This window comes from Paraburkholderia phosphatilytica (assembly GCF_003443895.1).
In the GTDB taxonomy this organism is placed as follows: Bacteria; Pseudomonadota; Gammaproteobacteria; order Burkholderiales; family Burkholderiaceae; genus Paraburkholderia; species Paraburkholderia phosphatilytica.
In genome coordinates, this window is the sequence record NZ_QQOA01000028.1 from 15230 (window position 1) to 40392 (window position 25163).

A 25163-nucleotide genomic window follows, 5' to 3' on the forward strand; every position below is an offset into this window, starting at 1 on the left:
CAAACCATTCATCGAACGCCTGAACAGGTCGCTCAAGGAAGCGTTGGAGCTTCTCCCGGGCTGCACGCGCTTTGAAGGAAAGGATGGCAAGCGCGACCCCGAGGCGCTGGGCGACGAGTTGATGAGCGTTCAAGAACTCGAGAAGTGGGTTGTGGGGTGGCTCTATAAGGAATGGGTCAACAGTCCGCTCGACCGGCTGCGCTGGGACGAACTGCTCGTCGATTCGGTCAAAGGAAAGACTCCGCTTGAGCGCCTGCGTTACCAGACCGAAGAAATGGGACAACCCATCACTCTGCCGCCGCCGCGCCAACGATGGATGGCTGCGCTGTTCGAGCACAAGATGTGCGCGTTGAGCGCCAAGACCGGAATCTCGGTCGAGCGCGGATTCAGGTACAACGGCGAAGCCATGTCGTACCTGCTGGGCAAGTACGGCGACAGTACGCAACTTCATGTGCCGGATTTTGTTGCCGGCAACAAAATCCGGCACGATCAGCTGCGGCACGCCGCCATAGAAGGTCAGCGCACGCGCGATGCCGCCCAGCCAGTCCTCCATCGTTTCGGCCGGCGTCGCACACGCGAATGTGTAGCTCGACGCGCCCATGGCCGCCACGAAGATGTGCGCGCGGCGTCCAGTCGTCAGCGGCAACGTGGGGCCGGCGAAGTCGACAAACAGCTTCTCGCCGGCGCGGTGAATCTGACGCATCGAGCGCTTCAGGCGTTTCGTGAACGCCTTGTAGTGCTCGCAGAACTGCGTATAGCGGTAGGTCTGCCGGTCCGCGAACTCGGCCTGGTACTCCTCCCACAGCAACGTCAGCGTCATGCCCTTGCGACGCAGCTCCTGGTGGATGCGTCCGTAGTCGGGCTGGGCGTAGCCGGCTGGCCCCGTGGGCTTGCCGAGAAGCCGCCGCTCGAGTTCGCCTTCGTCCATGTCACAGGCGCTCGCCCAGTCCAGCCCGGCGGCACCGGCCAGTCCGATGTACTTCGTGACCACGCCCTTGGAAATGCCCAGTGACGCGGCGATCCGATCGTGCGAGAAGCCGCCGTCGAATTTAAGTCGTAAAACGTCCTTGATCATGCGCATGTTCATCCGGTGCGCAGGCATGTTCTCTCCGGCCAAAGCCGGCGAGCATAGCCCGCGTGGTTGATGTCATGCGCAACGCCATTCCTGCCTTCCGGTCCGTTCGGTCACGTTCCCGAAATGTCCGGTCACGTTGCCGAAATCGTCGGTCACGATCCCGAAACGGCCGGTCACGTTGGTCCGAAATACGCATGGAGTGCCCGGCGACCGTCGATTCGAAGACCGCTTTTACCCTCATCGGCATATGTGCGGACGATTTCGAATCCGCGGCGGGTCGCGTAGTCCCGGATTCGGTCGCGCTGGTTCTCGGTCGAGTACTGCTGGTGTTCGGTCGACATGCGGACGTACTCAGCTGCCCGTCCTGCCATGGAGCTGGCGACGACTGCTGGACCCGCGCTATTGATTGACATGCTCCGCTCCGCAACTCAGACACAGACACGCGGCAGGCACCGAGCGCAAGGGGAGCCCCAAAATACGAACGCCGCGACTTCACATCAGGCGGTGGCGTTTGAAAGCGAACGGTGACAAGGCAAACATAGCAGGCCAAACGCCAATGTGTATCACGTCATCTCTTTGCAATCACATGGGCAGCGCTGGCGGCGCAGACAGCACGGCGATGTGAACGGTCCACGCGTCCATCTTTGCAGCGCTGGCATCCTCCGCATGACGCAGCACGTAGAAGCCAGAGCCCAGCGGCCGGGGGAGTTCGATGACATCCATCTTTGCAATAGGCTTGAAACTCCGTCGTGCATTGCGCATCCGCTGCATGCTGCTGTTGCGCTCGCGGTACGCCGGATGTGCAGCTCGATATTCGCGCCAATAGTCGGCGTGGCCTGCGCGCCATCTCGCCTGGGCACGGGCCTGGTTGTCGCGATAGTCGCGGTCGATACGGAGCCGATGGTTCTGCCAGTCGCGTCGACGAGCGCGCTGGCACGCTTCCGACGAGCAGTAACGCTGACGAGGAACATGCAGCAGCGGCACGAACGCGTTGCCACAGGCGAGACAGAGGCGGGGGGATTTCATGAGTGCCCTCCAGGTCGGGTTGCGACGGGCAGACGCGGACACGGACGCCTCGACCAGCCACGGAAACGGCGGGCCCGAGACGGAATAGAGGGGTTTAACTCGGTAGCTGCTTCGTTAAACAGCCATCGCTGTCTGCCTGGCGCGTGAGTAGGCCAGTCTCAGAAACTTGGACACTTCTTGACCGCCGACGTGCATCGTGATGGGTCGCTCACGACGGCCCCATGGGTGATGGCGATGGGAGAGCTTCGCCAGGAAGGTACCCCGTTTTCATGCCGGTTCAGCTGCATGCAAAAAAATCTCACGCGATGATTCCCCAAATCTCATCCGATGCGTCGCACAGTCCGCAGAGCCTTGACTGACGGGCCCAAAAATCTCACGTTTTGAGTGCCGCTACAATGGGTGTAGCTGAGCCCGTAAGGTGAGATTTCTCGCCTTGCGTGACAAGGCGCTCCAAGGAACGAGATGCATCCTGTGAGATGTTGAGAGGTATCGGACGCTACTGGCTCCGGCCCGGTAGCGTTTTTCTTTTTCCCGCCTTTCCTCATTCAGGAAGGATGCGTGAGCCGTCGATGTTGAGTAACTGAAACTTGGTTAGTGATTCTTCCATCGCATTCGTTTTCTTCAGGTTCGCAATGACGCCGTCCAGATTCGTGTAGTCGAACTGTGCGCACCAGCGCGCCATTTTTGCAAGACTGCGCGCGTAGTCCGCAGGCTCGTTCTCGCGGGTGAGCTTACGCAGGCAATCGACGAACTGCGGATGAAAGAGGGTTGGCACAATAATGCGGTGCAGCCCGGTTCGCGAGAGTTCCGCGTTCATCACCAGGCGTGAAACCCGACCGTTTCCGTCAACGAACGGATGAATCTCTGCTACCAAGAACAGGTAGAAAATCGCCCGCGCAATGCCTTCAGGGACACTCATGGCCAGGCGCGAGCCCTCTTCAAACGTTCCGCGAACCTGCCCGGGGTTCACGAACTGGGTCGTCCCGGCGTAGTTGACTTCTGTCTTCAGCCCCCCGGGGTTCGCCTCCGGCCGGGCCTGCAGCATGCGTGCGTGCCACTCCTGCAGCGCCGGCAGGAACTCTTCGCCGGACACAGGCGGGCTGTGTCGGTATGGCGCTTCGACCGCCAGCTGGTACACACCGAGGATGTCGTGGGAGTCCTTCGGGCGGGTGGACATCACTTTCTGGTGCATGACAATGTCGCGCGCATCCTCAATGGCGAATTTTGTCCCCTCGACGTAGTTCGAAAAATACGACTCTACGAAGGCGCGATTGTGCCGCGCCGTGCCGACGGGCACCGTTTCTTCAACGCGCGGTACAGCAGCGGTTCGCAGATAGCTCGCGAGAAGTCCAAAACGCTCAATACGGCCTCGGTCGACGGACTTGCCCTTGGCGATGAGGATGCCATCGTGCGTTTTCAGCTCACCCTTGTCGTGTGTGCCGAGGAGTTCGCCAATCATGCCGCGCAGCGTCTCAAGTTGCGCTTGCATGCCAAGTCGTTCGGCCAGTGAGGCCGCCTTGTCCCGAATATCGTTGAGAAACTGCTCCCCAGACGCATTCAGATGTTTGATGAGCCAATCTTCAACTTCCTGAGCGCCCGCACGGCGCGCCGCTTTGTGACCCAGGTTCTCAAGCAGGATACGTGGCTGACTCGCCCAGTGCAGCCCTGTTTGCCCCAGCGTCATGTCTCCAGGTAACGGCCCCGGCCCTTCGACGACCTGGAACGCAAGGCCTGGTAACTTGAGCTTTCGACGGACGAGTGTCGGATGCGACACGGTCCAGACGTTTTCTTGGGCCATGCCCCGGAGGGCGCTCACGTGCGAGACGACACCGCCAGGCATGAGCACACCGCCGATAGCCATCCAATGCGTGCGAATCCGCCTCTCCACTTCGGCATCCCCGCCTTCGCTCTTGATATACACGCCCTTAAACACATTCGTGAGCGCGCCAGCCGCAGCGAGGCGCTGCACGCGCCGCCTCTCCGCCGTTGAGAGGCCGGCCATGAAGATGACATCTTTGGTTACGGGCTCTAGGGTCGCAGTCATGAAGGTGCTGGGTTGTCGCGTAGATTCACATTTTATCGCCTTGAGGTGGGATTTTGTCGTGTAGAGTCGCAGAAATCGTCAAATTTGTCGCGCAGGCTCACAGAATCTCATATAAGGGACAGATTTTCGTGCACCCGTGGGAGAGCGCGCATGTCGCGTAGAGTCACAGATAGCCACTCTCGGCTCGGGATTTTGTCGCGTAGGCTCGCAAAAACGGCAGTTTTTGTCGCGTTGAGTCGAAATTTTTAGCGCTATGCCTGCTTCCATATGTGATGGCAAGCCTATGTAGGGGGGAACCATAACCCGGGATTTTTAAGTGAGACGCCGACCTCTGTAAGGCCAGCGACGATGCAAATGGCCAGAAATCTCATCCGATATCTCTCAACATCTCACAGGATGCATCTCGTTCCTCGGAGCGCCTTATCACGCTGGCGAGAAATCTCACCTTACGGGTTCCGCTGCACAACCAGCCAACAACGGCTCACTCTAAAAGCCTCTTATAAGAAGCGTATAACTGCTCGCTGAGTTCAATATGCTACATTTATGAGGCGCATCGGAGTCACCTCATGGATTGCACCCTGCAAATCTTCGTGGATGACCGCTGGATCGACTGCGCGCAGATCGAGTTCAACGGCGGTCTTTGCCAGTGGAATTACCCGGTGACGTACGCCGTTGATCGCACGAACGTCCCGCTGTCACTGGCCGAGCGCGTGGACCTGGGGATCCGCGAGACGCGCGCCATACCTGCCTTTCTCTATGACCTGGTCCCGCAGGGAGCCGGTCGGCGTTTCCTGCTCGGCGAGCTGCAACTGCCGGATGGCGCTGATGCCGACTTTCCGCTGATCTGTGCGGGCGCCCTCAATCCGGTGGGCCGAATCCGGGTTGCGGAGGCCGTCGACTACCTCGACGCGCATATCGCGCGGCATCCAGCTGCGCGTGGCCTGCCCGGCCTGATGATCGACGGCATCGTCCTGCGCAGTGAAGAGTTCAAGGAGCGGATGTTCCTGCATGGAATGCTGGGCACCGGCACCACGGCGGTTCAGGGGGCGGCGCCCAAATACCTGCTAACCCGGGACCGCGCGGGTCTGCTGCACGGCGACGCCGTGCTACCCGATGTCGACGCGACCCAGCACTTCATCGCGAAGCTGCCGCGCGGCAATAGCCCGGCCGATGAAAAGGTCCTTCGCAACGAAGCGGCGTACATGCGGGTAGCCGCCGCACTCGGGATCCGCACGCATCACGATTTGCCGACCCTGCACGGCGATGTGCTGCTCGTGCCGCGCTTCGACAGGATCGCGCGCGACGGGAAAGTCGGGCGCCTCCATCAGGAGAGCATGGCATCCATCCTGGGGCTGGCCGGCTTCGATCTGCGTCCGAGCCTCTTCGAGGTCGTCGCTGGAATCCGCAAAGTCGTGACCGATCCGGCGGCTGAGACGCTCGAATTCATCAAGCGGGACGTCCTCAATCTGGCGATGCGCAACACGGACAATCACGCGCGTAACACGGCCGTGCAACTGACCGAGGGCGGCAAGGCCCAGCTCACCCCGTTGTTCGACTTCGCACCGATGTACCTCGACCCCGGGTCGATTCCTCGTGCACTGAGGTGGTATCGGCCCGACACCCGGGTCGAACTGACAGACTGGTCCGATGTGCTCGCGGCGCTGCCAGTTCCCGACGACGAGCGCGAGACACTCGCCACGGAATTGAAGCGGTTCGCCTGTCAGATCGAACGCCTGCCTGAGACGATGGAAGAGCAGGACGTCGATCACGACATCATCGAGTTCCTGACGCAGTCCGTCGATACGCAGGCTCGCCAGCTGAAGGCACGCTAACCGTCAAAAGAGGCTCAACATGCCCCGTCGGACCCCACCCACCCGCGACGAACAGAACGCGATGCGCCGCGCGTTCTACGATCGGATCGGCCGCGGTGACATGACTATCCCCGAGGCCATGAAAGCGATGCGCGAGATGACGGGTCTAACTCAGGCGCAATTCGCCGCGCACCGCGGCGTCAGCCGCCGCGTGATCCAGGACATCGAGCGTGGCACGGGCAATCCAACCGTCGACTCGCTTAACAGCATCGCCAAGCTCTTTGGTCTGCAGGTCGGGTTCGTTTCGATGAGAAAGCGAGAACCGGCACCGCCTGGCTCGGTCTGAAATTCGACACGCAACCGCGACGAAGCACATGACCCTCTTCACCATCGGCTACGAAGGCCTCGACACCGAGCGTTTCCTGTCGCTGCTCATCGAGCACGGCGTGGAGACGGTGGTGGACGTTCGCGAGATGCCGTGGTCGCGCAAACCGGGCTTTTCGAAGAAGCCGCTGGCCGGTCTGCTCGCAATGCGGGGCCTCAGCTATGTGCATATGGTCAAGCTGGGATGTCCGAAGCCGATCCGCGATGGCCACCATGAAGATCACGACTGGCAGCGCTACACAGAGCGCTACCTGACCCACCTGGGAAAGCAGGGCGAAACTATCGCCGAACTCTGCGCGCTCGCAGAGACCTCGACCTGCGCATTGCTTTGCTACGAGGCCGACTACAACGACTGCCACCGTTCGATGGTCGCGAACGCGGTGCACGAGCGCAGCGGGGCGCGCGTCGAACACATCCGGGCGTTGGCCCCGCAGCCCCCGACCTCACTGCGGCTACCCTTCGAAGATTAAACAGCGAGAGCCAGACGCCCTCAATCCCGCCTCTCCGCAAACCTGTCCCGCACAAACCGGTTGATATAAGTCGCCAGTCCTCGTCCCTTAAGAGCAAGTGCCTTCATCGCTTCCACATGCTGCTCGCCGGGCTCGGCATACGTGTACACGTACACGCCGCCATCGATGAACTTCACCGCAATCGCGTCCGCGGACACTTCAAATGCGACGACGCCGGATCGGCCGCTGAGGTTTTTATACCGCTCCATCAGCCACCCGCATCCGGCGTCGCGCTAACCGACAACTCGACAACTTCGAAGAAAAAGAGCCATCACGCGGCCATCAATTCTCTTCCGCCCAGTTCATGTTCTCCCGCGCCATCAGCGCGGACGAAGCGGCCGGCCCATACGTGCCCGCGGTGTACGAGCGCGGAGCATCGCCCAGCTCCTTCCAGCCGTCGATGATCGGTTCGACCCACGCCCACGCCGCTTCCAGTTCGTCGCGCCGCATGAAGTGCGTGAGCCGGCCGCGGATCACGTCGATCAGCAGACGTTCGTACGCTTCGGCACGGCGACCGGTCATCGCCTGCTGCAGATCCAGGTTCAGGTTCACCGGCAGCATCCGCATGCCGCTGCCCGGTTCCTTCGCGAGCATCTGCAGCTGGATCGATTCTTCCGGCTGCAGCTGGATGATCAGCCGGTTGCCATACGCGCGCGGACCGCTCGGGATGATCGAGAACGGCAGATCGGCGAAATCGATCACGATCTCCGATTGCCGCTTCTGCAGACGCTTGCCCGTGCGCAGGAAGAACGGCACGTTGGCCCAGCGCCAGTTGTTGATATGCGCACGCAGCGCGACGAAGGTTTCCGTGCGGCTGCTCTCCGGCACGTTGTCTTCCTGCAGATAGCCCTTCACCGGCTCGCCGCCCACCGCGCCCGCCGAATACTGGCCGCGCACCGTGTCGCGCGCGATGTCGGCGACGGTCATCGGTCGCAGCGAGCGCAGCACCTTCAGCTTTTCGTCGCGCACCGCGTCCGGATCGAGCGACACGGGCGGCTCCATCGCGACGATGCACAGCAGCTGCAGCAGGTGGTTCTGCACCATGTCGCGCAGCGCGCCGGTGTGGTCGTAGAAGCCCGCGCGGCTGCCCACACCCACCGTCTCCGCCACCGTGATCTGCACGCTCTTGATGTACGGCGCCTGCCACAACGGCCCGAAGATCGCGTTGCCGAAGCGCAGCACCATCAGGTTCTGCACGGTTTCCTTGCCGAGGTAGTGGTCGATCCGGTAGATTTGCGGCTCGCTGAAGAAGCGGCCGACATCTTCGTTGATCGCGCGCGCCGACGCGAGGTCGTGACCGAGCGGCTTCTCGAGCACGACGCGCGAATCCGCATCGACGAGACCCGCCGAAGACAGGTTGTCGCAGATCGTCGTGAACAGCTCCGGCGACGTGGACAGATAGAACACGCGCAACACGCCTGGCCGCGACGCCTCGACGAGCCGCTGATAGTCGCTCGCCGAATTCACGTCGATCCGCACGTAGTCGAACAGCGACAGGTACCTGTCCCACGCCTGTGCGTCGAACGCCTTGGCATCGACGAACGGACGCGACTGCTCTTCCATGAACGCGAGGAACTGCTCGCGCGACCAGTCCTTGCGGCCGACCGTGATGATCCGCGTGCTGGGCGGCAGGTTGCAGTGCAGGTGCGCCATGTAGAGCGCGGGCAGGAGCTTGCGGGCGGACAGATCGCCGCCGCCGCCGAAGATGATCATGTCGACAGGAAGGTCCTGCGCAGCGGAAGTAGGCTGGGTCGTCATGGTGCGGTCGGTGTGCGGAAGGGTGAAGGGGCAGGCTCGAAACGCAAGCCTCGGAAAACGCTCATGGTGCATTGTTTCCGCACTCTTTGCACGCGGTGTGACGCGGCGCAACGTCGTCGCACTGGCCGCCTGACAAATATCGGACACAGAGCCGTAATCTGCTTTCTTAAACAATGCGACACGGGATTTAAAGCACGATGCGTGCAGTGATTTTGCTGGCTTTCCGCAATTTGCGAATCGTTAAATCCGGCTTGCTCGAAGCCTTTGCAACGCTTTTATTGTTCAACCAGGGTCCGACCACGCGGACCCGCCTGGCGGCGGGCTTTCCCGCCGCTTTGAATCGCGCTCCTGTAAATACCGGCAAAAAGCGAACCGCAGAATGACGAGGCAACTTCATTCGCGTCGAATTTTCGCCGGCTCTTAAAAGACTACTAAAGTCCGATCCACATCGGTCGATATCACGAACATCGTGGATCGCCCTATCGAACCATCTGGCAAACGCGAGTCGCCGGTCGTCGGCGGGATTCGCATGACCGTTCGCCACACTCAGGACACCAACCCATGCTGGTCGGGAGCTATAACTCTTCGCTGGTCGTTTTCTCGTTCATCGTCGCCGTGCTGGCGTCGTACACGGCGCTCGACCTGGCTGGCCGCATCACGACGGCAACCGGCAAGGCGGTGCACTGGTGGCTCGCGGGCGGTGCCGGCGCGATGGGCATCGGCATCTGGTCGATGCACTTCATCGGCATGCTCGCGTTCGACCTGCCGATTCCGCTCGGCTACGATCCGAAGATCACCACGCTGTCGCTGTTGATCGCGATCGCGCTGTCCGCGTTCGCGCTCTGGATGGTGTGTCAGAAGACGCTACCGTGGACCCGCCTCGCGCTCGGCGCGGTAGTGATGGGCGCGGGCGTCGCGAGCATGCACTACACCGGCATGGCCGCGATGCGCATGTCGCCGGGCATCAGCTACGACCCGATGCTGTTCGCGGCATCGGTGCTGATCGCGGTCGTTGCTTCCGGCGCGGCACTGTGGATCGCATTCCAGCTGCGCCGCGACGGCGAGCACACCCGCAAGCTCCGGATGGGCGCCGCCGTGGTGATGGGCGCGGCCATCGTCGGCATGCACTACACCGGCATGTTCGCCGCGCAATTCCCGCTCGGCAGCGTGTGCGGCGCGGCACATCACGGCGTGAGCAACGTCTGGCTCGCGTTCGTGATCATCGTCGTGACGATCGCGGTGCTGTCGATCGCGCTGATCACGTCGATCCTCGATCTGCGGCTCGAATCGCGCACGTCGGTGCTCGCGGTGTCGCTCGCGCAGGCCAATCAGGAACTGACGTACCTCGCGCTGCACGACAATCTGACGAAGCTGCCGAACCGCGTGCTGCTCGAAGACCGCCTGAACCAGGCGATCAAGACGGCGGATCGCGAAGGCGGCTCCTTCGCGCTGATGTTCATGGACCTCGACGGCTTCAAGGCGGTCAACGACGCTTACGGCCATCACATCGGCGACCTGCTGCTCGTCGATATCGCGCAGCGCATCCGCGATTCGGTGCGCGGACAGGACACCGTCGCGCGCGTCGGCGGCGACGAGTTCGTGCTGATCGCGCAGATCAAGGACCCATCGGATGCGGCCGGGCTTGCCGCGCACGTGCTGCGCGGCATCGAAGCGCCGGTGCACGCCGCTGGCCATGAGCTGCGCGTGTCGGGCAGCATTGGTATCGCGATGTATCCGGGCGATGGCCACCATCATCACGAGCTGCTGTCGAATGCGGACGCGGCGATGTATTACGCGAAGGCCTCGGGACGCAACACGTTCTGCTACTTCGAAACGTCGATGCATCAGAACGTGCACGACCAGCTGCAGCTGCTGCAGGACCTGCGCAAGGCGCTCGTGCGCAAGGAGCTGGTGCTGCACTACCAGCCGAAATTCTGCGCGCCGCGCGGCCCGGTGCTCGGCGCCGAGGCGCTGCTGCGCTGGCAGCACCCCACGCGCGGCCTCGTGCCGCCGAACGATTTCATTCCGCTCGCGGAGAAGACCGGTCTCATCGTGCCGATCGGCGACTGGGTGCTCGACGAGGCGTGCCGCCAGATGAAGTCGTGGCGAGATGCCGGGCACCGTGACTGGACCATCTCGGTGAACCTGTCGTCGCTGCAGTTCGGGCATGCCGGACTCGTGGACACGGTGCGGGAGACGCTCGCGCGCCACAAGCTGGAGCCGCGCTATCTGACGCTCGAGATTACGGAGTCCACCGCGATGCGCGACGTCGAGGCGAGCCTGGCGACGCTCGAACGGTTGAGCGGGATGGGCGTCAAGATTTCGATCGACGACTTCGGCACCGGCTATTCGAGCCTGCTGTATCTGAAGCGTCTGCCGGCCACCGAGCTGAAGATCGACCGCGGTTTCGTGCGCGAGCTGGCGCGCGATTCCGAAGATGCCGCGATCGTGTCGGCGATCGTCGCGCTCGGCCAGACGCTCAATCTGAAGATCGTCGCGGAAGGCGTCGAAACGCGCGAGCAGCAGGAGTTCCTGACGAAGCTCGGCTGCAACTCATTGCAAGGCTTCCTGCTCGGCCGGCCAATGAACGCCGACAGCTTCGTCGAAGCCGCCGGGCATCAGGCCGTGCACCAGACCTGACGGCAAGCTGCCGCAACCCGCGGCGCATCCTCCGCCGCCCCCTCCGGAATATTGGTCCGCTACCATCGCACGACGACGCCCGTTCGCCTTCGACGAACGGCGCGCCGTGCCGCGCGGCCATCGTGACGATCTCCGCGTTTGGCGCTATCGTGACCGAGTCATGGGCGTGCGTCGTCGCGAAGCGGCGAGCGCGGCCCGCCGCCCCGGAGCAACCGACATGAGCTACACGGAGACGATCTGCAGCCGTACCTACCGTTTCGCCGATCTGAAGACGCTGATGGCGAAGGCGAGCCCGCTGCGTTCCGGCGATCAGCTGGCGGGCATCGCGGCCGCGAGCGAAGAAGAGCGCGTGGCCGCGAAGATGGCGCTCGCCCAGGTGCCGCTGCGCACCTTCCTCAATGAAGCACTCGTGCCGTACGAGCACGACGAAATTACCCGCGCCATCATCGACGAGCACTCGCCCGAGGCATTCGCGCGCATCTCGCATCTGACCGTCGGCGATTTCCGCAACTGGCTGCTCGCCACGTCGACGGATACCGATGCGCTCACCCGCATCACGCTCGGTCTCACGCCGGAGATGGTGGCGGCGGTGTCGAAGCTGATGCGCAATCAGGATCTGATCGCGGTGGCGCGCAAGCGCCCGGTGGTCACGCGCTTTCGCAACACGATCGGCTTGCCGGGGCACATGTCGGTGCGCCTGCAGCCGAATCACCCGACCGACGACGTCAAAGGCATCGCCGCATCGATGCTCGATGGCCTGATGTACGGCTGCGGCGACGCGGTGATCGGCATCAATCCCGCGTCCGACAGTCTCGCTGCGATCACGACGCTGCTGCGCATGATCGACGAGTTCCGGCAGCGCTACGACGTGCCGACGCAGTCGTGCGTACTCACGCACGTCACCAACACGATCACCGCGATCGACAAGGGCGCGCCCGTGGATCTCGTGTTTCAGTCGATCGCGGGCACCGAGCAGGCGAACACGGCCTTCGGCATTTCGCTTTCGCTGCTGCAGGAGGCGCACGACGCGGCGCAGTCGCTTGCGCGCGGTACCGTCGGCGATAACGTGATGTACTTTGAGACCGGGCAGGGCAGCGCGCTGTCTGCGAACGCGCATCATGGCGTCGACCAGCAGACCTGCGAAGTGCGCGCGTATGCGGTGGCGCGGCGCTACAGTCCGCTGCTGACCAACACCGTGGTCGGCTTCATCGGGCCGGAGTATCTGTACGACGGCAAGCAGATCATTCGCGCGGGGCTTGAGGATCACTTCTGCGGCAAGCTGCTCGGCGTGCCGATGGGCTGTGACATCTGTTATACGAATCACGCGGAAGCGGATCAGGACGACATGGACAATCTGCTGACGCTGCTCGGCGTGGCGGGCATCAACTTCATCATGGGCGTGCCCGGTGCCGACGACGTGATGCTGAACTACCAGAGCACGTCCTTTCACGACGCGCTGTATGTGCGCGACGTGCTCGGCCTGCGGCGCGCGCCCGAGTTCGAGACTTGGCTCGAAGCAATGCAGATCGCCGATGCGCGCGGCGCGCTGCTGAAGAGCCCAGGTCAGCCGTTGCTCGAAGGCGCGCAGCAATGGATGGGGGCCGCATGAGCGACGCCGTCGAAAAGAACGCATGGCAGGGGCTGCGCCAGTTCACGAACGCGCGCATCGCGCTGGGCCGTGCCGGCAGTTCGCTGCCGACGGAGCCGCTGCTCGCGTTCAACCTCTCGCATGCGCAGGCGCGCGACGCGGTTCATCAGCCGCTCGACGTCGATGCGCTGCATGCGCAATTGCGCGCCGAAGGCTTCGCAACGCTCGACGTACACAGCGCCGCGCCCGACCGCGATCACTATCTGCGTAGACCTGATCTTGGGCGTCGACTGTCGGACGAGAGCCGTGCCGCGCTGATTCAAGCCGCGACGGAGCCCTCGCCGGATGTGGTATTCGTGATCGCCGATGGACTGTCGGCGTTCGCGGCGTCGCGCCAGGCGTTGCCGCTATTGCGCGCCGTGCTGCCAAAGCTCGCGGACTGGCGCGTGGGTCCGATCGTCGTCGCGCGACAGAGCCGCGTCGCACTGGGCGACGAGATCGGCGAAGCACTGAATGCGCGGTTCGTCGTGATGCTGATCGGCGAGCGGCCGGGCCTCAGTTCGCCGGACAGCCTGGGCGTCTATCTCACCTATGCGCCGAAGGCCGGCTGCAACGACGCGCAGCGCAACTGCATTTCGAACGTGCGGCCCGAGGGGCTCGACTTTCCGTTCGCCGCGCACAAGCTGCACTACCTGCTCACCAACGGCCGGCGACTGGGACTGACCGGCGTCGGCCTGAAAGACGACAGCGACGCGCTGCTTGCTGGCGGCGCGCCGCCCTCCGCATTGAGTGAATGACGACAGGAAATGCGATGCGGCGCCGAGGCGTGCAGCGAATCATGCATCCACCCGTTCCACCGGATGCGCTTCGAGCCACGCATTCTCCGCATCGTCATACAGACGCGAGCGCGTGAGAAAACGCAGACCTGTGGGCCGTTCCAGTGAAAACATGCCGCCGTTGCCCGGTACTGCGTCGATGATCAGCTGCGTGTGCTGCCAGTATTCGAACTGCGATTCACTCATGTAGAACGGCACGCCTGACAGCGAGCCGAGCTTCACGTCCGATGAGCCGACCATGAATTCGGCCACTGGAAAACACATCGGCGCGCTGCCGTCGCAGCATCCGCCTGATTGATGAAACAGGATCGCGCCATGCTCGGCCTTCAGCCGCTCGATCAGATCGGTGGCGGCGGGCGTCGCGACGACGCGTTCTACAGCGTGTTGTTCTGCCATGGCGTGATTCCTCCGCTGTGGCGATTCGATCATTATCATTTCAGGCGATCCGGCAAGTGCACTTGCATGCGCAGGCTCGCAGCGGGCGTAGCGAGCCCGCTGCGAGTTCATGCACGGTGCAAAAAACGCCGCGCGTCGTCAGAAGAAGCCCAACGCCTTCGGGCTATAGCTGACCAGCAGGTTCTTCGTCTGCTGATAGTGGTCGAGCATCTTGCGATGGTTTTCGCGGCCGATACCCGACTGCTTGTAGCCACCGAACGCCGCATGCGCCGGATACGCGTGATAGCAGTTGGTCCACACGCGGCCCGCCTGGATCTCGCGGCCGAAGCGATATGCACGCGTGCCGTCGCGCGTCCACACGCCGGCGCCGAGGCCATAGAGTGTGTCGTTCGCGATCTCGAGCGCTTCCTCTTCGGTGCGGAACGTCGTAACCGACACCACCGGCCCGAAGATCTCTTCCTGGAAGATGCGCATCTTGTTGTGGCCGCGGAACACGGTCGGCTTCACGTAGTAGCCTTTGCTGAGCTCGCCACTCAACGCGGTGCGTTCGCCGCCCGTCAGGCACTGTGCGCCCTCCTGCCTGCCGAGATCGATATACGACAGGATCTTTTCGAGCTGCTCCTGCGAGGCCTGCGCGCCGATCATCGTTTTCGTGTCGAGCGGGTGACCCTGCTGGATGCTCTGCACGCGCTTGACCGCGCGCTCCATGAAGCGATCGTAGATCTTCTCGTCGATCAGCACGCGCGACGGACACGTGCACACTTCGCCCTGATTCAGCGCGAACATCGCGAAGCCTTCGAGCGCCTTGTCGAAGAAGTCGTCGTCGCGGTCCAGCACGTCCGCGAAGAAAATGTTCGGGCTCTTGCCGCCCAGTTCGAGCGTGACCGGAATCAGGTTCTGGCTCGCGTACTGCATGATCAGGCGGCCAGTCGTCGTTTCGCCAGTGAACGCGATCTTCGAGATGCGCTTGTTCGATGCGAGCGGTTTGCCCGCTTCGAGACCGAAGCCGTTGACCACATTCAGCACGCCCTTCGGCAGCAGGTCCTGAATCAGTTCGACCAGCACCAGCAGCGAAGCAGGCGTTTGCTCCGCCGGCTTCATGACCACGCAGTTGCCGGCCGCGAGCGCGGGTGCGAGTTTCCACGCCGCCATCAGGATCGGGAAATTCCACGGAATGATCTGGCCGACCACGCCGAGCGGCTCATGGAAGTGATACGCGACCGTGTCGTGATCGATCTCGGAGAGCGAGCCTTCCTGCGCGCGAATCGCGCCGGCGAAGTAGCGGAAGTGATCGATCGCGAGCGGGATGTCCGCTGCCATCGTCTCGCGCAGCGGCTTGCCGTTGTCGATCGTCTCGGCCACCGCGAGGCGTTGCAGGTTCGCTTCCATCCGGTCCGCGATGCGGTTCAGGATGTTCGCGCGATCCGTCACGGACGTTCTGCCCCATGATGTTTTCGCGCGGTGGGCGGCATCGAGCGCGAGTTCGATGTCCGCTTCGCGCGAACGCGGAATCGACGTGAACGGTTCGCCCGTGATCGGCGAGATGTTGTCGAAATACTCGCCGCCAGCGGGCGCCACCCATTCGCCGCCGATGAAGTTCGCGTATTGCTTCTTGTACGGGAACTCGGTCGTCAGGAACTGCATGTCTGCGTGATTCATCGAAGTGCTCCTCATGTTTGTCTCGACTGTGTGCGGCGCGATGATGCGTCGGCCGGAAGCGGCTAACGCCAGAACCATGCCAATGGCCGCGTATGCGTGATGGGCCGTGAATGCAGGCGGGCATTGCGGCGAGGGGTGTGGCGGGATGGAACAGGTCACGCTGAACACATCGCACGGCGTTGTTCATAAACTGAACATGCGCGCCGAGCGATTCGATGCACAATGAACGCTGCGCACCGGGGCGACCTCGGGCCCGCGGCGCCCGGGTACAATCCGCTCCTCGTTTCCGGCTCAGCGTCGCTGAGCCGGGCCGTTCCGGAGAACCGATATGTTTACGTGCAGAAACCAGTCCTGCGGCCAGCAATGGGAGCTCGCGGACGTCAAGATCAAGAACGAAGGGCAGGGCCTGCTGTTCCGCTGCCCGATGTGCGGCGCGCGGAACTACGTCGAGCGCTTCGATGACGAAGAGGGTAATGTGCTCTACGAGCAGATCGAAGGCCGCCCGTTCATCTGACGCATTTACCGACACCCACCGACATGCCAGCACCCGCACCCAACGCCGAAGCCGGCGCGCCGTTCAGCCAGTTGCCGCTTTCGCCGGCGATGCTCGCGAACCTCACGCAGCTCGGTTACCACCAGATGACGCCGATCCAGGCGGCAAGCCTGCCGATTGCGCTCGCGGGCCAGGACCTGATTGCGCAGGCGAAGACGGGCAGCGGCAAGACCGCGGCGTTTTCGCTCGCGCTGCTCTCGCGCCTCGACGTGCCGCGCTTCGCCGTGCAGGCGATGGTGCTGTGCCCGACGCGCGAACTCGCCGATCAGGTCACGCAGGAAATCCGCCGGCTCGCGCGCGCCGAAGAGAACATCAAGGTGCTGACGCTGTGCGGCGGCACGCCGATGCGTCCGCAGACCGCGAGCCTCGAGCACGGCGCGCATATCGTCGTCGGCACGCCGGGACGCATCATGGATCACCTGGAGCGCGGCAGCCTCGCGCTCGATGCGCTGAATACGCTGGTGCTCGACGAAGCGGACCGCATGCTCGACATGGGCTTTTACGACGACATCGCGGTGGTGGCGCGCCAATGTCCGGCCGAGCGCCTGACGCTGCTGTTCTCGGCGACCTATCCCGATGGCATCCGCAAACTGAGCCAGCAATTCCTTCGGAACCCGAAGGACGTAAAACTGGAAGAGCAGCATGACGCGAGCAAGATCCGTCAGCGTTTTTATGAAGTGACGGAAACGCAGCGCCTGCATGCGGTCGGCCTGCTGCTGAATCACTACCGGCCGGTGAGCACGCTCGCGTTCTGCAACACGAAGCAGCAATGCCGCGATCTGCTCGACGTGCTGCGCGCCGAGGGTGTGCACGCGCTCGCGCTGCACGGCGAGCTCGACCAGCGCGAGCGCGATCAGGTGCTGATCCAGTTCGCGAACCGCAGCTGCTCGGTGCTGGTCGCAACCGATGTGGCCGCGCGCGGGCTCGATATCGCGCAGCTCGAAGCGGTGATCAATGTCGACGTAACGCCGGACCCGGAGGTGCACGTGCATCGCATCGGCCGCACCGGGCGCGCGGATCAGGATGGCTGGGCGCTCACGCTCGCGAGCATGGACGAGATGGGGCGCGTCGGCGCGATCGAGCAGGCGCTGGGGCGCGACGTCGAATGGGAACCGCTCGCGCAACTGCAGGCCGAGCGCCACGAACCCCTGTTGCCACCGATGGAAACGCTGCAGATTCTGGGCGGCCGCAAGGAGAAGATTCGCCCCGGCGACGTGCTCGGTGCGCTGACCGGCGACGCGGGTTTCAGCGCGGCGCAGATCGGCAAGATCAACGTGACGGATTTTTCGACCTACGTCGCGGTGGAGCGAAGCATCGCGCGCGACGCGCTGCGCAAGCTCAACGCGGGCAAGCTCAAGGGCAAGAAAGTGAAAGTGAGGTTGATGGATGAGTGAGCAGATCGTCGACGCGTTGCATGCCGTGTTGGTCGCCTGCATGTCGTTGCTGCATGCGCTTTAATCAGGCAGCACACGCTGGCTGATTGCGCGCATGATGAAATTGCATGCTCGGCATGACGACGTTTCGCTTGTCGCGTCGGGCGGATAGGCGCCTAATCGGGCGGACAGGATGCCGGATTGCCGCCGGGGTTTGCTGATCGTCTCGATCGATCGGTGCCGGCTGGCGGGCGTCCCGAACCCGATGGAGACAGCCTCATGCAGAGCGCGATTCCCGCCCGCTCGAAATTGCCGGATGTCGGCACCACGATCTTCACCGTCATTGGCCAGCTGGCCGCCGAACACGATGCGCTGAACCTGTCGCAGGGCGCGCCGAATTTCCAGCCGGACCCGAAGCTGGTCGATGACGTGGACCGCGCGATGCGCGCCGGTCACAACCAGTACGCGCCGATGGCGGGCGTCGGCACGCTGCGCGACGCGCTCGCCCAGAAAGTCGAACGTCTGTATGGCGAGCGCTACGACCCCGAACGCGAAGTGACCGTGATCGCGAGCGCGAGCGAAGGCCTGTATGCGACGATCAGCGCGCTCGTGCATCCGGGCGACGAGGTGATCTACTTCGAGCCGTCGTTCGACAGCTATGCGCCGATCGTTCGTCTGCAGGGCGCAACGCCGGTGGCGATCAAGCTGTCGCCGGTGGATTTTCGGGTCGACTGGGATGAAGTCGCCGCGAAGATCACGCCGCGCACGCGGATGATGATCATCAACACGCCGCACAATCCGACCGCGACCGTATTCGGCGATGCGGACATCGAGCGGCTGAAGGCGGTCACGCGCGATACCGGCATCGTGATTCTTTCGGACGAGGTGTACGAGCACGTCGTGTTCGACGGTGCGCCTCACCACAGCGTGGCGCGCTATCGCGAACTGGCGGAGCGCAGCGTGATCGTGTCGTCGTTCGGCAAGACGTTTCATGTAACCGGCTGGCGCGTCGGTTACTGCCTCGCGCCCGCGGTGCTGATGGACGAGATCCGCAAGGTCCATCAGTTCATGGTGTTTTCTGCGGATACGCCAATGCAGCAGGCGTTCGTCGATATGCTCGCCGAGCCGCAGACTTATCTCGGGCTGGCGGCGTTCTATCAGCGCAAGCGCGATCTGCTGGCGCAGGCGCTGAGCGGTTCTCGCTTCGAGCTGCTGCCGAGCGAAGGCACCTTCTTCATGCTCGCGCGCTACAAACACTTCTCCGATGAACGCGATAGCGATTTCGTGCTGCGCTTGATTCGCGATTTCCAGGTCGCGACGATTCCTCTGTCCGCGTTCTATACCGATGCCACGGATTCCGGGTTGATTCGCCTCAGCTTCGCGAAGGACGATGACACGTTGATCGAAGGTGCGCGGCGGTTGTGCTCGGTGTGATCTGATCGCTGCTTGTCTGGCGCGGCTCGTCTTCCTCTACGAGCTGGTGACCGCAAGCCCGGCCGCTTGACCGCTACACTGTCGTGACCGACAACCCTTCTTCGCGATCGTCAAAGAGGAGAGCGTCATGGATGACAGAGAGAGCGCGGCACCGGATAGCACAGCCGTACGCGTCGCATTGTGGCGTGCGTTGCACGTTCAGGTGGATGCGGCGCCGCATGTGCTCGACGACACGGTGGGTTTGCAGTTGATCGCGCCGGACCCAAGCTGGCGTGATCGGCCGGATATGCATCCGGAAGGCACGCGTGGCTATCGGGCGGCGATCGTGAGTCGTGCGCGCTTTATCGAAGACCTGGTGATCGAGCAGGCGGATGCTGGTGTGACCCAGTACGTGATTCTCGGCGCGGGGCTCGACACGTTCGCTCAGCGCAGGTCCGATATTGCGTCGCGTATGCACGTGTTCGAAGTGGACCAGCCTCGCGCGCAAGCGTGGAAGCGGCAACGGTTGATCGAATGCGGCTATGGTGTGCCGGACTGGCTGCATCTCGTGCCCGTCGATTTCGAAGCGGGCGAGTCGTGGTGGGAGCAATTGATCGACGCGGGTTTCGATGCCGAGAAGCCGGCGGTGGTGGTGTCGACCGGGGTGTCGATGTACCTCTCGCGCGAAGCGAATCTCACGACGTTGCAACAGATTGCCGACTTGGCACGTGGGTCGATGTTCGCGATGACGTTCCTGTTGCCGCTGGAACTCGTCGATGCCGACGACCGTGCGCAGCATCAGATGGTGTATGAACGCGCGAAGGCCGCGGGGACGCCATTTGTCAGCTTCTTTTCGCCTTCGGAGATGCTCGAACTGGTTCGTGAAGCTGGGTTCAATGATGCGGGGCATGTGTCGGGGGCGGGGCTTGCTGCTCGCTACTTCAGTGGGCGGAGTGATGGGCTAAGGCCGGCTAGTGGGGAGGAGTTTTTGGTGGCGGGGACGTAGGGTTTGGGGCGACGAGCGATTCGCATAGGATCGCTGACGAATGCGGTGGTATGCCGATGTCCCGAGATTTTGTGGCCGTTCTGAAAGTGCTTGCGGAATGGGCTGATACTAGCGGTCAGATCGTTGATCGCGTTCACCCCGTGCGATACATTGAGCGTCGCCGCCGACACAACGGCGGCCGGGTTTGGAAGCCCGCTACGCTACACCCCGCACGCCCGCAAGGGTGTGCGGCTGTCATCGCACGTCTACGACTTTCGTCAATGGGCGGGCCTTGGCGGGGGAGCTTTCGGGCTCGCCGGTTTTGGTGTTGCGTCCGGTCTTCCAACCTCGCCACTGTGCCCGCTCACCCTATTTGCGGGCGCTCTGATTGAGGTGAGCACGCAATGAGCAAATGTCAGGACGTTAAGCCCGCTCAATCGCAGCGGCGCATTTTTCCGAAGGACTACACGCGCGAAGATTTGATTGGATACCTGGTCGCGTCCGAGGCTGAAAACTACCGTCAGGCTGAGCAGATCGAAGCGCTAACGCGGCGCGTGGATGAATTGGAAGGGCGGCTATCGCCCCCTTCGGGTCAGCAATCCACTCTCATCGGGTTGAGGATCAGCGGTATGTCGGCCGCGAGTCGTGCTCTCGCTGTCTGGTGTACGCGTGGCGCACACGAGACGCACACCGTGATGTGCGCTGGTTCGCCAGTCAGAAGAGATTGGTTTTCAAAGGGAGGTGGTCGTGGCAGGTAGTTTCCCGTTGCGATCCTTTGAAACTGTAAGCCGTTAAAAAGGTGGGCTTGATTTAGGCGCCCTGCTAAGATCCAAGTGACAGACGATGATCGTCCCAGCCGCGATGTGCAGAAAATGGACCCCCGAGAACGCCTAAGCTTCCGAATTGACAGCTTCACCCCCGATACGCTGCCCATGGCGAGGCTGGCGCAGTACCTTGCGCATTTGTCCGTTCTGTACGGAAACGACGACTCGGTACATTTTGAAAAGCTACGCAAGGGAAGTGCGATTGTGCAGGTGGCGATCGAGGAGCCTGCGTTCCCAAAGGTCTTTCAACGCCTGCAGAGTGTCAAAACTGGCGATCCTGATCCAGAGGCCCAAAAAGCCTTTCGATCAATCGACCGGCTTTTGAGGGCAGACAATGCTGTCGGTACGATCACACGTAGCGGCAAGGCAAAGATCCTCGAGTTTCCCGGCCGAAAGTTGCCGGTCGTCGACCCTATCACTATTTTCCAGCCGACCACGGTTGACGGAGTGGTGATACGGATCGGCGGCCGCGACGAGACAATCCCGGTTACCGTCCGTGATATTGAAGGTAAGGTGCTCAATTGTGAGATCCGGGGTGTCGCTCAGGCGAAGGATCTGTCGCGCCACTTTTTGGCCGAAACGTTGCGCCTTTCGGGGAATGGGAAGTGGAGTAGGACGAGCGGTGGAACTTGGGAATTGGAATCGTTGATTATCCAGTCATTCGAGGTGGTCGATGAAGCTGGACTGGATGAAGTAATCGAAGCGCTCCGCGCCGTGAAAAACAACGCTTGGACTGAGGTCGACGACCCCGTTGCGGCATGGAAAAAAATACGGGGCGTGGATGATAGTCTTTGACGCGAACGTACTCATCTCACTATCGACCGGCAACGAGAACGACGAAACTTTCGAGCGGATTTCTGGATTAATCCAGGACCTCATTGCGACCAAGACAGTCATTGGGGTTCCTGCACCCGCATGGGCGGAGTTCCTTTGCGGTACCGGTTTGGGTACGTCCGGCGTGATTCAAGTACTGAAGAAGCGCAGCGCGATCCGGATTCTGCCGTTCGATGAAGTGGCGGCGACTGAGTTGGCCGCCATTGATCAGACAACTCGGGCGAAGGGCGGAAAAAAAGGGGCGTCCAAGGCCAACTGGCAAAAGATTAAGGTTGACCGCCAAATCTTAGCAATCGCACGCGTGCACAGTGTGGCGGCGATCTACAGCGAAGACGACAATCTAATTGCCGAAGCTAATAGGCTAGGAATGATCGTGGTCAGAACGAGCGAAATCCAACTGAAGCCCAAGCAGAACAAGCTTGATTTTGAGGCGCCCCAGTAAGGTGGATGCCGCCTACACTGAACCCGGAAGACAAAAAGCCCGATCGCAATGACCGGGCTTTTTCGATGAATCCTGTTGGTGGGGCGTGAGTGACTCGAACACTCGACCTACGGATTAAGAGTCCGCTGCTCTACCAACTGAGCTAACGCCCCAACAGACTGCAAATTATGCGGGAGATTGTTGACCTTGTCTAGTCCCCTTCTCCATTTTCTTATAAATATTTAGCGTGCCCGGTGCTACGGGCTTCAGCCGAAGCCCCAACCTACCGTTCAGTTGCAACCAGCCGCCAGCCTCCCCGGTATGATGACGCGCAGCAAGTCCGCCGCGCGACCGACGCCAGATGCCAGACGCGTCGCCCCGCGCGGCACGTTCGCTAAACCGGGGGCCACGATGGACGACAACGCAATCCGTGAACTGCTCGACCGGGTGCTGGCGCCGTGGGTCAGGTCGCTGGGGCTCACCGCCGTCTCCGCCGACGAGGAAAGCGCCACCATGCGCCTGCCCTTTTCGGGCGAACTGCGCCACAGCGGCGGCGTGATCTGCGGCCAGGTGTTCATGGCCGCGGCGGACACCGCGATGATCGTCGCGATCGCGGCGGCGCTCGGCGGCTTCAAGCCGATGACGACGGTTTCGCTCAACATCAGCTTCATGCGCGCGGTCCGCAAGGGCGATGTGACGATCACCGCCCGCGTGCTGCGGATGGGCCGCAATCTCGTGTTCGGCGAAGTCGAGCTGTTCGACGAGGACGGCCGCATGGCCGTCCACGCCACCACCACTTACGCGCTGCTCGAATGACGCCAACCTAAAGGCGCAACGTCATTCGACAGCAGAGGTAGAGGAAAAGCGCTTCGATGTTCGATCAGGTCGTATTCGCAGGCGGCGGCAATCGCTGCTGGTGGCAGGCGGGATTCTGGGATGTCGTGCAGCCGGAACTGAAGATCCGGCCGCGTCTGATCGTCGGCATCTCGGCCGGCGCGGCGACCGCGTGCATGCTCTACACGCGCGATGCCGACTGGGTCATGCGCTACTACGAGGAAGCGCTGCGTCACAACCGGAAGAACGCGTACTGGGGCAACCTGCTGCGCGGCGAATCGGTGTTTCCGCACTACAAGATCTATCGCCAGGCGCTGCGCGACATCTACGGCGCGAAATTCACGCAGCTCGCGGACGCGCCCGAAATCCGCATCGGCGTGTCGCATCTGCCGCGCTGGCTCGGCGCGCGTAGCGCGGTCGCCGCGGGTCTCGTCGCGTACAACATCGAAAAGTACATCCGCAAGACGCTTCACCCGACGCTCGGTCAGACGCTCGGCTTTCATCCCGAGTTCGTGAAAGCGCAGGACTGCGCGACCGTCGAAGACCTCGCGGATCTGATCCTGCAATCGTCCTGCACGCCGCCGTTCACGCCGGTGCTGCGCCGCAACGGTCGTCCGGTGCTCGATGGCGGGATGGTCGACAACGTGCCGGTCGGCGGTCTCGATCCGACGCCCGGTCTCGTGCTCGTGATGGTGACGCGGCTTTATCCACGGCCGCAGACGTTCGTCGTGTCCCACGAGAACCAGCAGCGGCTCTACGTGCAACCGTCGAGCAAGGTGCCGATCTCGAGCTGGGACTACACGAGCCCGTCGCAGATGCAGCACGCGTACAACCTGGGCCGCGAGGACGGCGAGCGCTTCCTTGAGCGCATGCCCGCGATCATGGAAGCCGCGACGAACGAATAGCGGAAGCGCCACGCAGGCGCCTTAGTTGCGCTCCCAGCGCCTACGGCCGCCCTGCAGCGCATCGGGATTCGCGACGCTCGACGTATCCCCGCCATCGAACGCGAGGATATTGCGGAACGCCGCGCTGAAATACAGCTCGTAGCTCTCGCGCTCCACATAGCCGATGTGCGGCGTGCAGATCACGTTCTCCATCCGCAGCAGGCTGTAGCCCTGCAGGATCGGTTCGCTTTCGTAGACGTCGATCGCGACCATGCCGGGCCGGTTGCGCGCCAGCGCATTCACCAGCGCGTTGTCTTCCAGCAGCTCCGCGCGGCTCGTGTTGACGAACAGCGCGGTCGGCTTCATGCGCATCAGGTCGTCGTATTTGACGATGCCGCGCGTGTCGTCGTGCAGACGCAGATGCAGCGACAGCACGTCGCTCTGCTCGAACAGCGCCTCGCGGCTTTCGGCTGCGGCATAGCCGTCGTCGCGGGCGGCGATCAGCGAATGCTCGCGTCCCCAGACGATCACGTTCATCCCGAACGCCTTGCCATAACTTGCAACGAGCCGGCCAATCTTGCCGTAGCCCCAGATGCCGAGCGTCTGTCCGCGCAGCACCTGGCCGAGGCCGAAGTTTGGTGGCAGGGCTGACGTCTTCAAACCGGACTGCTGCCACGCTCCTTGCTTCAGGTTAGCTACGTATTGCGGAATGCGCCGCTGCGCGGCCATGATGAGTGCCCAGGTCAGTTCAGCGGGCGCATAAGGCGAACCGGTGCCTTCCAGCACGGCGATGCCGCGCTCGGTACAGGCGGCGAGGTCGATGTGGCTCGAAACCTTGCCGGTCTGGCTGATCATGCGCAGATGCGGCAACTTGTCGAGCAGTTGCGAGTTGATGCGGGTACGTTCGCGAATCAGGACGAGCGCTTCGACTTCCGACAGCCGGCTGGCCAGCTGACCGAGTCCGCGCACGGTGTTGTTGAAGACCTTGACCTCATGGTCGGCGAGTAATTGAAAGCAGTCGAGTTTGCGGACGGCGTCCTGGTAGTCGTCGAGGATGGCAATCTTCATGGCGTTTTGGGTGTGCGACACACCGCACCGAACGGGTGCGGAACGGAGTGATACGGTGGTGGTCCCATTAAGTGACCGACACACGCTGACAGTGCATGGGTGTCCGCTCTGGAAAACAGGTTGCTGCAATGCACGGCAACACGACGAGCGGGCCAGTTTGGCAACGTTTTAACAGTTTGTTGCATCTTGGCGCAAGCCGCTTTACAGACGGTTGCAGTCGCCGCGGCAACAGGCTGATGGCCCACCAC

Annotated in this window: 22 protein-coding genes, 1 tRNA gene and 2 pseudogenes; 15 read left to right on the top strand and 10 right to left on the bottom strand. The window is 62.5% G+C overall.

What is annotated here, in order from left to right; translation table 11 throughout:
* Nucleotides 1–478 precede the first annotated feature (478 nt).
* From DVS29_RS25205 to DVS29_RS25220, 4 genes and pseudogenes are all read right to left on the bottom strand, one after another.
* A pseudogene (locus DVS29_RS25205) lies at nt 479–1081 on the bottom strand (IS21 family transposase); the annotation flags it as partial.
* Nucleotides 1082–1272: 191 nt separating this feature from the next.
* Nucleotides 1273–1488: pseudogene (locus tag DVS29_RS25210) on the bottom strand (recombinase family protein); the annotation flags it as partial.
* Between the two features lie 169 nt (nt 1489–1657).
* Nucleotides 1658–2101 (bottom strand): hypothetical protein, encoded by a 444-nt coding sequence (locus DVS29_RS25215; RefSeq protein ID WP_118183249.1) that lies wholly within the window; start codon nt 2099–2101, stop codon nt 1658–1660.
* Nucleotides 2102–2642: 541 nt separating this feature from the next.
* On the bottom strand, nt 2643–4145 hold the full coding sequence (locus tag DVS29_RS25220; RefSeq protein WP_205962515.1) for a Fic family protein: 1503 nt from the start codon (nt 4143–4145) through the stop codon (nt 2643–2645).
* A 566-nt stretch (nt 4146–4711) separates the two neighbouring features.
* Between DVS29_RS25220 and DVS29_RS25225 the strand changes: the two genes are divergently transcribed.
* The 3 genes from DVS29_RS25225 to DVS29_RS25235 are packed head-to-tail and all read left to right on the top strand — an operon-like array spanning nt 4712 to nt 6810.
* On the top strand, nt 4712–5977 hold the full coding sequence (locus DVS29_RS25225) for a type II toxin-antitoxin system HipA family toxin (protein WP_118183250.1): 1266 nt from the start codon (nt 4712–4714) through the stop codon (nt 5975–5977).
* A gap of 19 nt (nt 5978–5996) precedes the next feature.
* Nucleotides 5997–6302, top strand: a complete 306-nt coding sequence (locus DVS29_RS25230; protein WP_118183251.1) for a helix-turn-helix domain-containing protein — start codon at nt 5997–5999, stop codon at nt 6300–6302.
* A gap of 28 nt (nt 6303–6330) precedes the next feature.
* Nucleotides 6331–6810 (top strand): DUF488 domain-containing protein, encoded by a 480-nt coding sequence (locus DVS29_RS25235; protein ID WP_118183252.1) that lies wholly within the window; start codon nt 6331–6333, stop codon nt 6808–6810.
* Nucleotides 6811–6830: 20 nt separating this feature from the next.
* Here the strand turns inward: DVS29_RS25235 and DVS29_RS25240 are convergent, their stop codons facing one another.
* A complete protein-coding gene (locus tag DVS29_RS25240; RefSeq protein WP_118183253.1) occupies nt 6831–7058 on the bottom strand; it encodes a hypothetical protein in 228 nt (75 codons plus the stop codon).
* Between the two features lie 73 nt (nt 7059–7131).
* Nucleotides 7132–8607, bottom strand: a complete 1476-nt coding sequence (gene zwf, locus DVS29_RS25245; protein WP_118183254.1) for a glucose-6-phosphate dehydrogenase — start codon at nt 8605–8607, stop codon at nt 7132–7134.
* A gap of 197 nt (nt 8608–8804) precedes the next feature.
* Between zwf and DVS29_RS37035 the strand changes: the two genes are divergently transcribed.
* The 4 genes from DVS29_RS37035 to eutC all read left to right on the top strand — a co-directional run bounded on the left by DVS29_RS37035 (nt 8805) and on the right by eutC (nt 13632).
* Nucleotides 8805–8990, top strand: coding sequence for a hypothetical protein (locus DVS29_RS37035; RefSeq protein WP_124800716.1), 186 nt, complete (start codon nt 8805–8807; stop codon nt 8988–8990).
* Nucleotides 8991–9168: 178 nt separating this feature from the next.
* A complete protein-coding gene (locus DVS29_RS25250) occupies nt 9169–11247 on the top strand; it encodes a putative bifunctional diguanylate cyclase/phosphodiesterase (RefSeq protein ID WP_118183255.1) in 2079 nt (692 codons plus the stop codon).
* A gap of 217 nt (nt 11248–11464) precedes the next feature.
* A complete protein-coding gene (locus DVS29_RS25255; protein WP_118183316.1) occupies nt 11465–12856 on the top strand; it encodes an ethanolamine ammonia-lyase subunit EutB in 1392 nt (463 codons plus the stop codon).
* Nucleotides 12853–13632, top strand: coding sequence for an ethanolamine ammonia-lyase subunit EutC (eutC, locus tag DVS29_RS25260; protein WP_118183256.1), 780 nt, complete (start codon nt 12853–12855; stop codon nt 13630–13632). Before DVS29_RS25255 ends, eutC begins: the two co-directional genes overlap by 4 nt.
* Before the next feature lie 39 nt (nt 13633–13671).
* Here the strand turns inward: eutC and DVS29_RS25265 are convergent, their stop codons facing one another.
* Complete coding sequence (locus tag DVS29_RS25265) at nt 13672–14067, bottom strand: DUF779 domain-containing protein (RefSeq protein ID WP_118183257.1); 396 nt, start codon at nt 14065–14067, stop codon at nt 13672–13674.
* Nucleotides 14068–14205: 138 nt separating this feature from the next.
* Nucleotides 14206–15726: an aldehyde dehydrogenase gene (gene adh, locus DVS29_RS25270; protein ID WP_118183258.1), complete on the bottom strand. Its 1521-nt coding sequence runs from the start codon at nt 15724–15726 to the stop codon at nt 14206–14208.
* Between the two features lie 328 nt (nt 15727–16054).
* On the opposite strand from adh, the gene DVS29_RS25275 reads away from it, so the two are divergent.
* The 6 genes from DVS29_RS25275 (at nt 16055) to DVS29_RS25300 (ending at nt 22150) form a co-directional block, all read left to right on the top strand.
* Nucleotides 16055–16240: a hypothetical protein gene (locus DVS29_RS25275; protein ID WP_118183259.1), complete on the top strand. Its 186-nt coding sequence runs from the start codon at nt 16055–16057 to the stop codon at nt 16238–16240.
* A 23-nt stretch (nt 16241–16263) separates the two neighbouring features.
* Complete coding sequence (dbpA, locus tag DVS29_RS25280) at nt 16264–17673, top strand: ATP-dependent RNA helicase DbpA (protein WP_118183260.1); 1410 nt, start codon at nt 16264–16266, stop codon at nt 17671–17673.
* A 258-nt stretch (nt 17674–17931) separates the two neighbouring features.
* Nucleotides 17932–19086 carry a pyridoxal phosphate-dependent aminotransferase gene (locus DVS29_RS25285; RefSeq protein ID WP_118183261.1) on the top strand — a complete coding sequence of 385 codons (1155 nt, stop codon included), beginning with the start codon at nt 17932–17934 and terminating at the stop codon, nt 19084–19086.
* 127 nt (nt 19087–19213) lie between these two features.
* Entirely contained in the window at nt 19214–20071 is an 858-nt protein-coding gene (locus tag DVS29_RS25290) for a class I SAM-dependent methyltransferase (RefSeq protein WP_118183262.1), read from the top strand.
* 851 nt (nt 20072–20922) lie between these two features.
* Nucleotides 20923–21669 carry a hypothetical protein gene (locus tag DVS29_RS25295; protein WP_118183263.1) on the top strand — a complete coding sequence of 249 codons (747 nt, stop codon included), beginning with the start codon at nt 20923–20925 and terminating at the stop codon, nt 21667–21669.
* The gene (locus tag DVS29_RS25300; protein ID WP_118183264.1) at nt 21656–22150 is read left to right on the top strand and encodes a PIN domain-containing protein; all 495 of its coding nucleotides are present in this window, start codon (nt 21656–21658) and stop codon (nt 22148–22150) included. Before DVS29_RS25295 ends, DVS29_RS25300 begins: the two co-directional genes overlap by 14 nt.
* Nucleotides 22151–22226: 76 nt before the next feature.
* Here the strand turns inward: DVS29_RS25300 and DVS29_RS25305 are convergent.
* Nucleotides 22227–22302, bottom strand: a tRNA-Lys gene (locus DVS29_RS25305).
* 238 nt (nt 22303–22540) lie between these two features.
* On the opposite strand from DVS29_RS25305, the gene DVS29_RS25310 reads away from it, so the two are divergent.
* Nucleotides 22541–22945: a PaaI family thioesterase gene (locus tag DVS29_RS25310; protein WP_118183265.1), complete on the top strand. Its 405-nt coding sequence runs from the start codon at nt 22541–22543 to the stop codon at nt 22943–22945.
* A gap of 56 nt (nt 22946–23001) precedes the next feature.
* On the top strand, nt 23002–23868 hold the full coding sequence (locus DVS29_RS25315) for a patatin-like phospholipase family protein (RefSeq protein WP_118183266.1): 867 nt from the start codon (nt 23002–23004) through the stop codon (nt 23866–23868).
* Between the two features lie 21 nt (nt 23869–23889).
* Here DVS29_RS25315 and DVS29_RS25320 read toward each other — a convergent pair whose 3' ends face one another.
* Nucleotides 23890–24915 (bottom strand): D-2-hydroxyacid dehydrogenase family protein, encoded by a 1026-nt coding sequence (locus DVS29_RS25320; protein WP_118183267.1) that lies wholly within the window; start codon nt 24913–24915, stop codon nt 23890–23892.
* Nucleotides 24916–25163 lie beyond the last annotated feature (248 nt).

Excerpts from the sequence above, each read along its gene's own strand:
- DVS29_RS25215 (WP_118183249.1), bottom strand. The coding sequence starts at position 2,101 with ATGAAATCCCCCCGCCTCTGTCTCGCCTGTGGCAACGCGTTCGTGCCG.
- DVS29_RS25220 (WP_205962515.1), bottom strand. The coding sequence starts at position 4,145 with ATGACTGCGACCCTAGAGCCCGTAACCAAAGATGTCATCTTCATGGCC.
- DVS29_RS25225 (WP_118183250.1), top strand. The coding sequence starts at position 4,712 with ATGGATTGCACCCTGCAAATCTTCGTGGATGACCGCTGGATCGACTGC.
- DVS29_RS25230 (WP_118183251.1), top strand. The coding sequence starts at position 5,997 with ATGCCCCGTCGGACCCCACCCACCCGCGACGAACAGAACGCGATGCGC.
- DVS29_RS25235 (WP_118183252.1), top strand. The coding sequence starts at position 6,331 with ATGACCCTCTTCACCATCGGCTACGAAGGCCTCGACACCGAGCGTTTC.
- DVS29_RS25240 (WP_118183253.1), bottom strand. The coding sequence starts at position 7,058 with ATGGAGCGGTATAAAAACCTCAGCGGCCGATCCGGCGTCGTCGCATTT.
- zwf (WP_118183254.1), bottom strand. The coding sequence starts at position 8,607 with ATGACGACCCAGCCTACTTCCGCTGCGCAGGACCTTCCTGTCGACATG.
- DVS29_RS37035 (WP_124800716.1), top strand. The coding sequence starts at position 8,805 with ATGCGTGCAGTGATTTTGCTGGCTTTCCGCAATTTGCGAATCGTTAAA.
- DVS29_RS25250 (WP_118183255.1), top strand. The coding sequence starts at position 9,169 with ATGCTGGTCGGGAGCTATAACTCTTCGCTGGTCGTTTTCTCGTTCATC.
- DVS29_RS25255 (WP_118183316.1), top strand. The coding sequence starts at position 11,465 with ATGAGCTACACGGAGACGATCTGCAGCCGTACCTACCGTTTCGCCGAT.
- eutC (WP_118183256.1), top strand. The coding sequence starts at position 12,853 with ATGAGCGACGCCGTCGAAAAGAACGCATGGCAGGGGCTGCGCCAGTTC.
- DVS29_RS25265 (WP_118183257.1), bottom strand. The coding sequence starts at position 14,067 with ATGGCAGAACAACACGCTGTAGAACGCGTCGTCGCGACGCCCGCCGCC.
- adh (WP_118183258.1), bottom strand. The coding sequence starts at position 15,726 with ATGAATCACGCAGACATGCAGTTCCTGACGACCGAGTTCCCGTACAAG.
- DVS29_RS25275 (WP_118183259.1), top strand. The coding sequence starts at position 16,055 with ATGTTTACGTGCAGAAACCAGTCCTGCGGCCAGCAATGGGAGCTCGCG.
- dbpA (WP_118183260.1), top strand. The coding sequence starts at position 16,264 with ATGCCAGCACCCGCACCCAACGCCGAAGCCGGCGCGCCGTTCAGCCAG.
- DVS29_RS25285 (WP_118183261.1), top strand. The coding sequence starts at position 17,932 with ATGCAGAGCGCGATTCCCGCCCGCTCGAAATTGCCGGATGTCGGCACC.
- DVS29_RS25290 (WP_118183262.1), top strand. The coding sequence starts at position 19,214 with ATGGATGACAGAGAGAGCGCGGCACCGGATAGCACAGCCGTACGCGTC.
- DVS29_RS25295 (WP_118183263.1), top strand. The coding sequence starts at position 20,923 with ATGGACCCCCGAGAACGCCTAAGCTTCCGAATTGACAGCTTCACCCCC.
- DVS29_RS25300 (WP_118183264.1), top strand. The coding sequence starts at position 21,656 with ATGATAGTCTTTGACGCGAACGTACTCATCTCACTATCGACCGGCAAC.
- DVS29_RS25310 (WP_118183265.1), top strand. The coding sequence starts at position 22,541 with ATGGACGACAACGCAATCCGTGAACTGCTCGACCGGGTGCTGGCGCCG.
- DVS29_RS25315 (WP_118183266.1), top strand. The coding sequence starts at position 23,002 with ATGTTCGATCAGGTCGTATTCGCAGGCGGCGGCAATCGCTGCTGGTGG.
- DVS29_RS25320 (WP_118183267.1), bottom strand. The coding sequence starts at position 24,915 with ATGAAGATTGCCATCCTCGACGACTACCAGGACGCCGTCCGCAAACTC.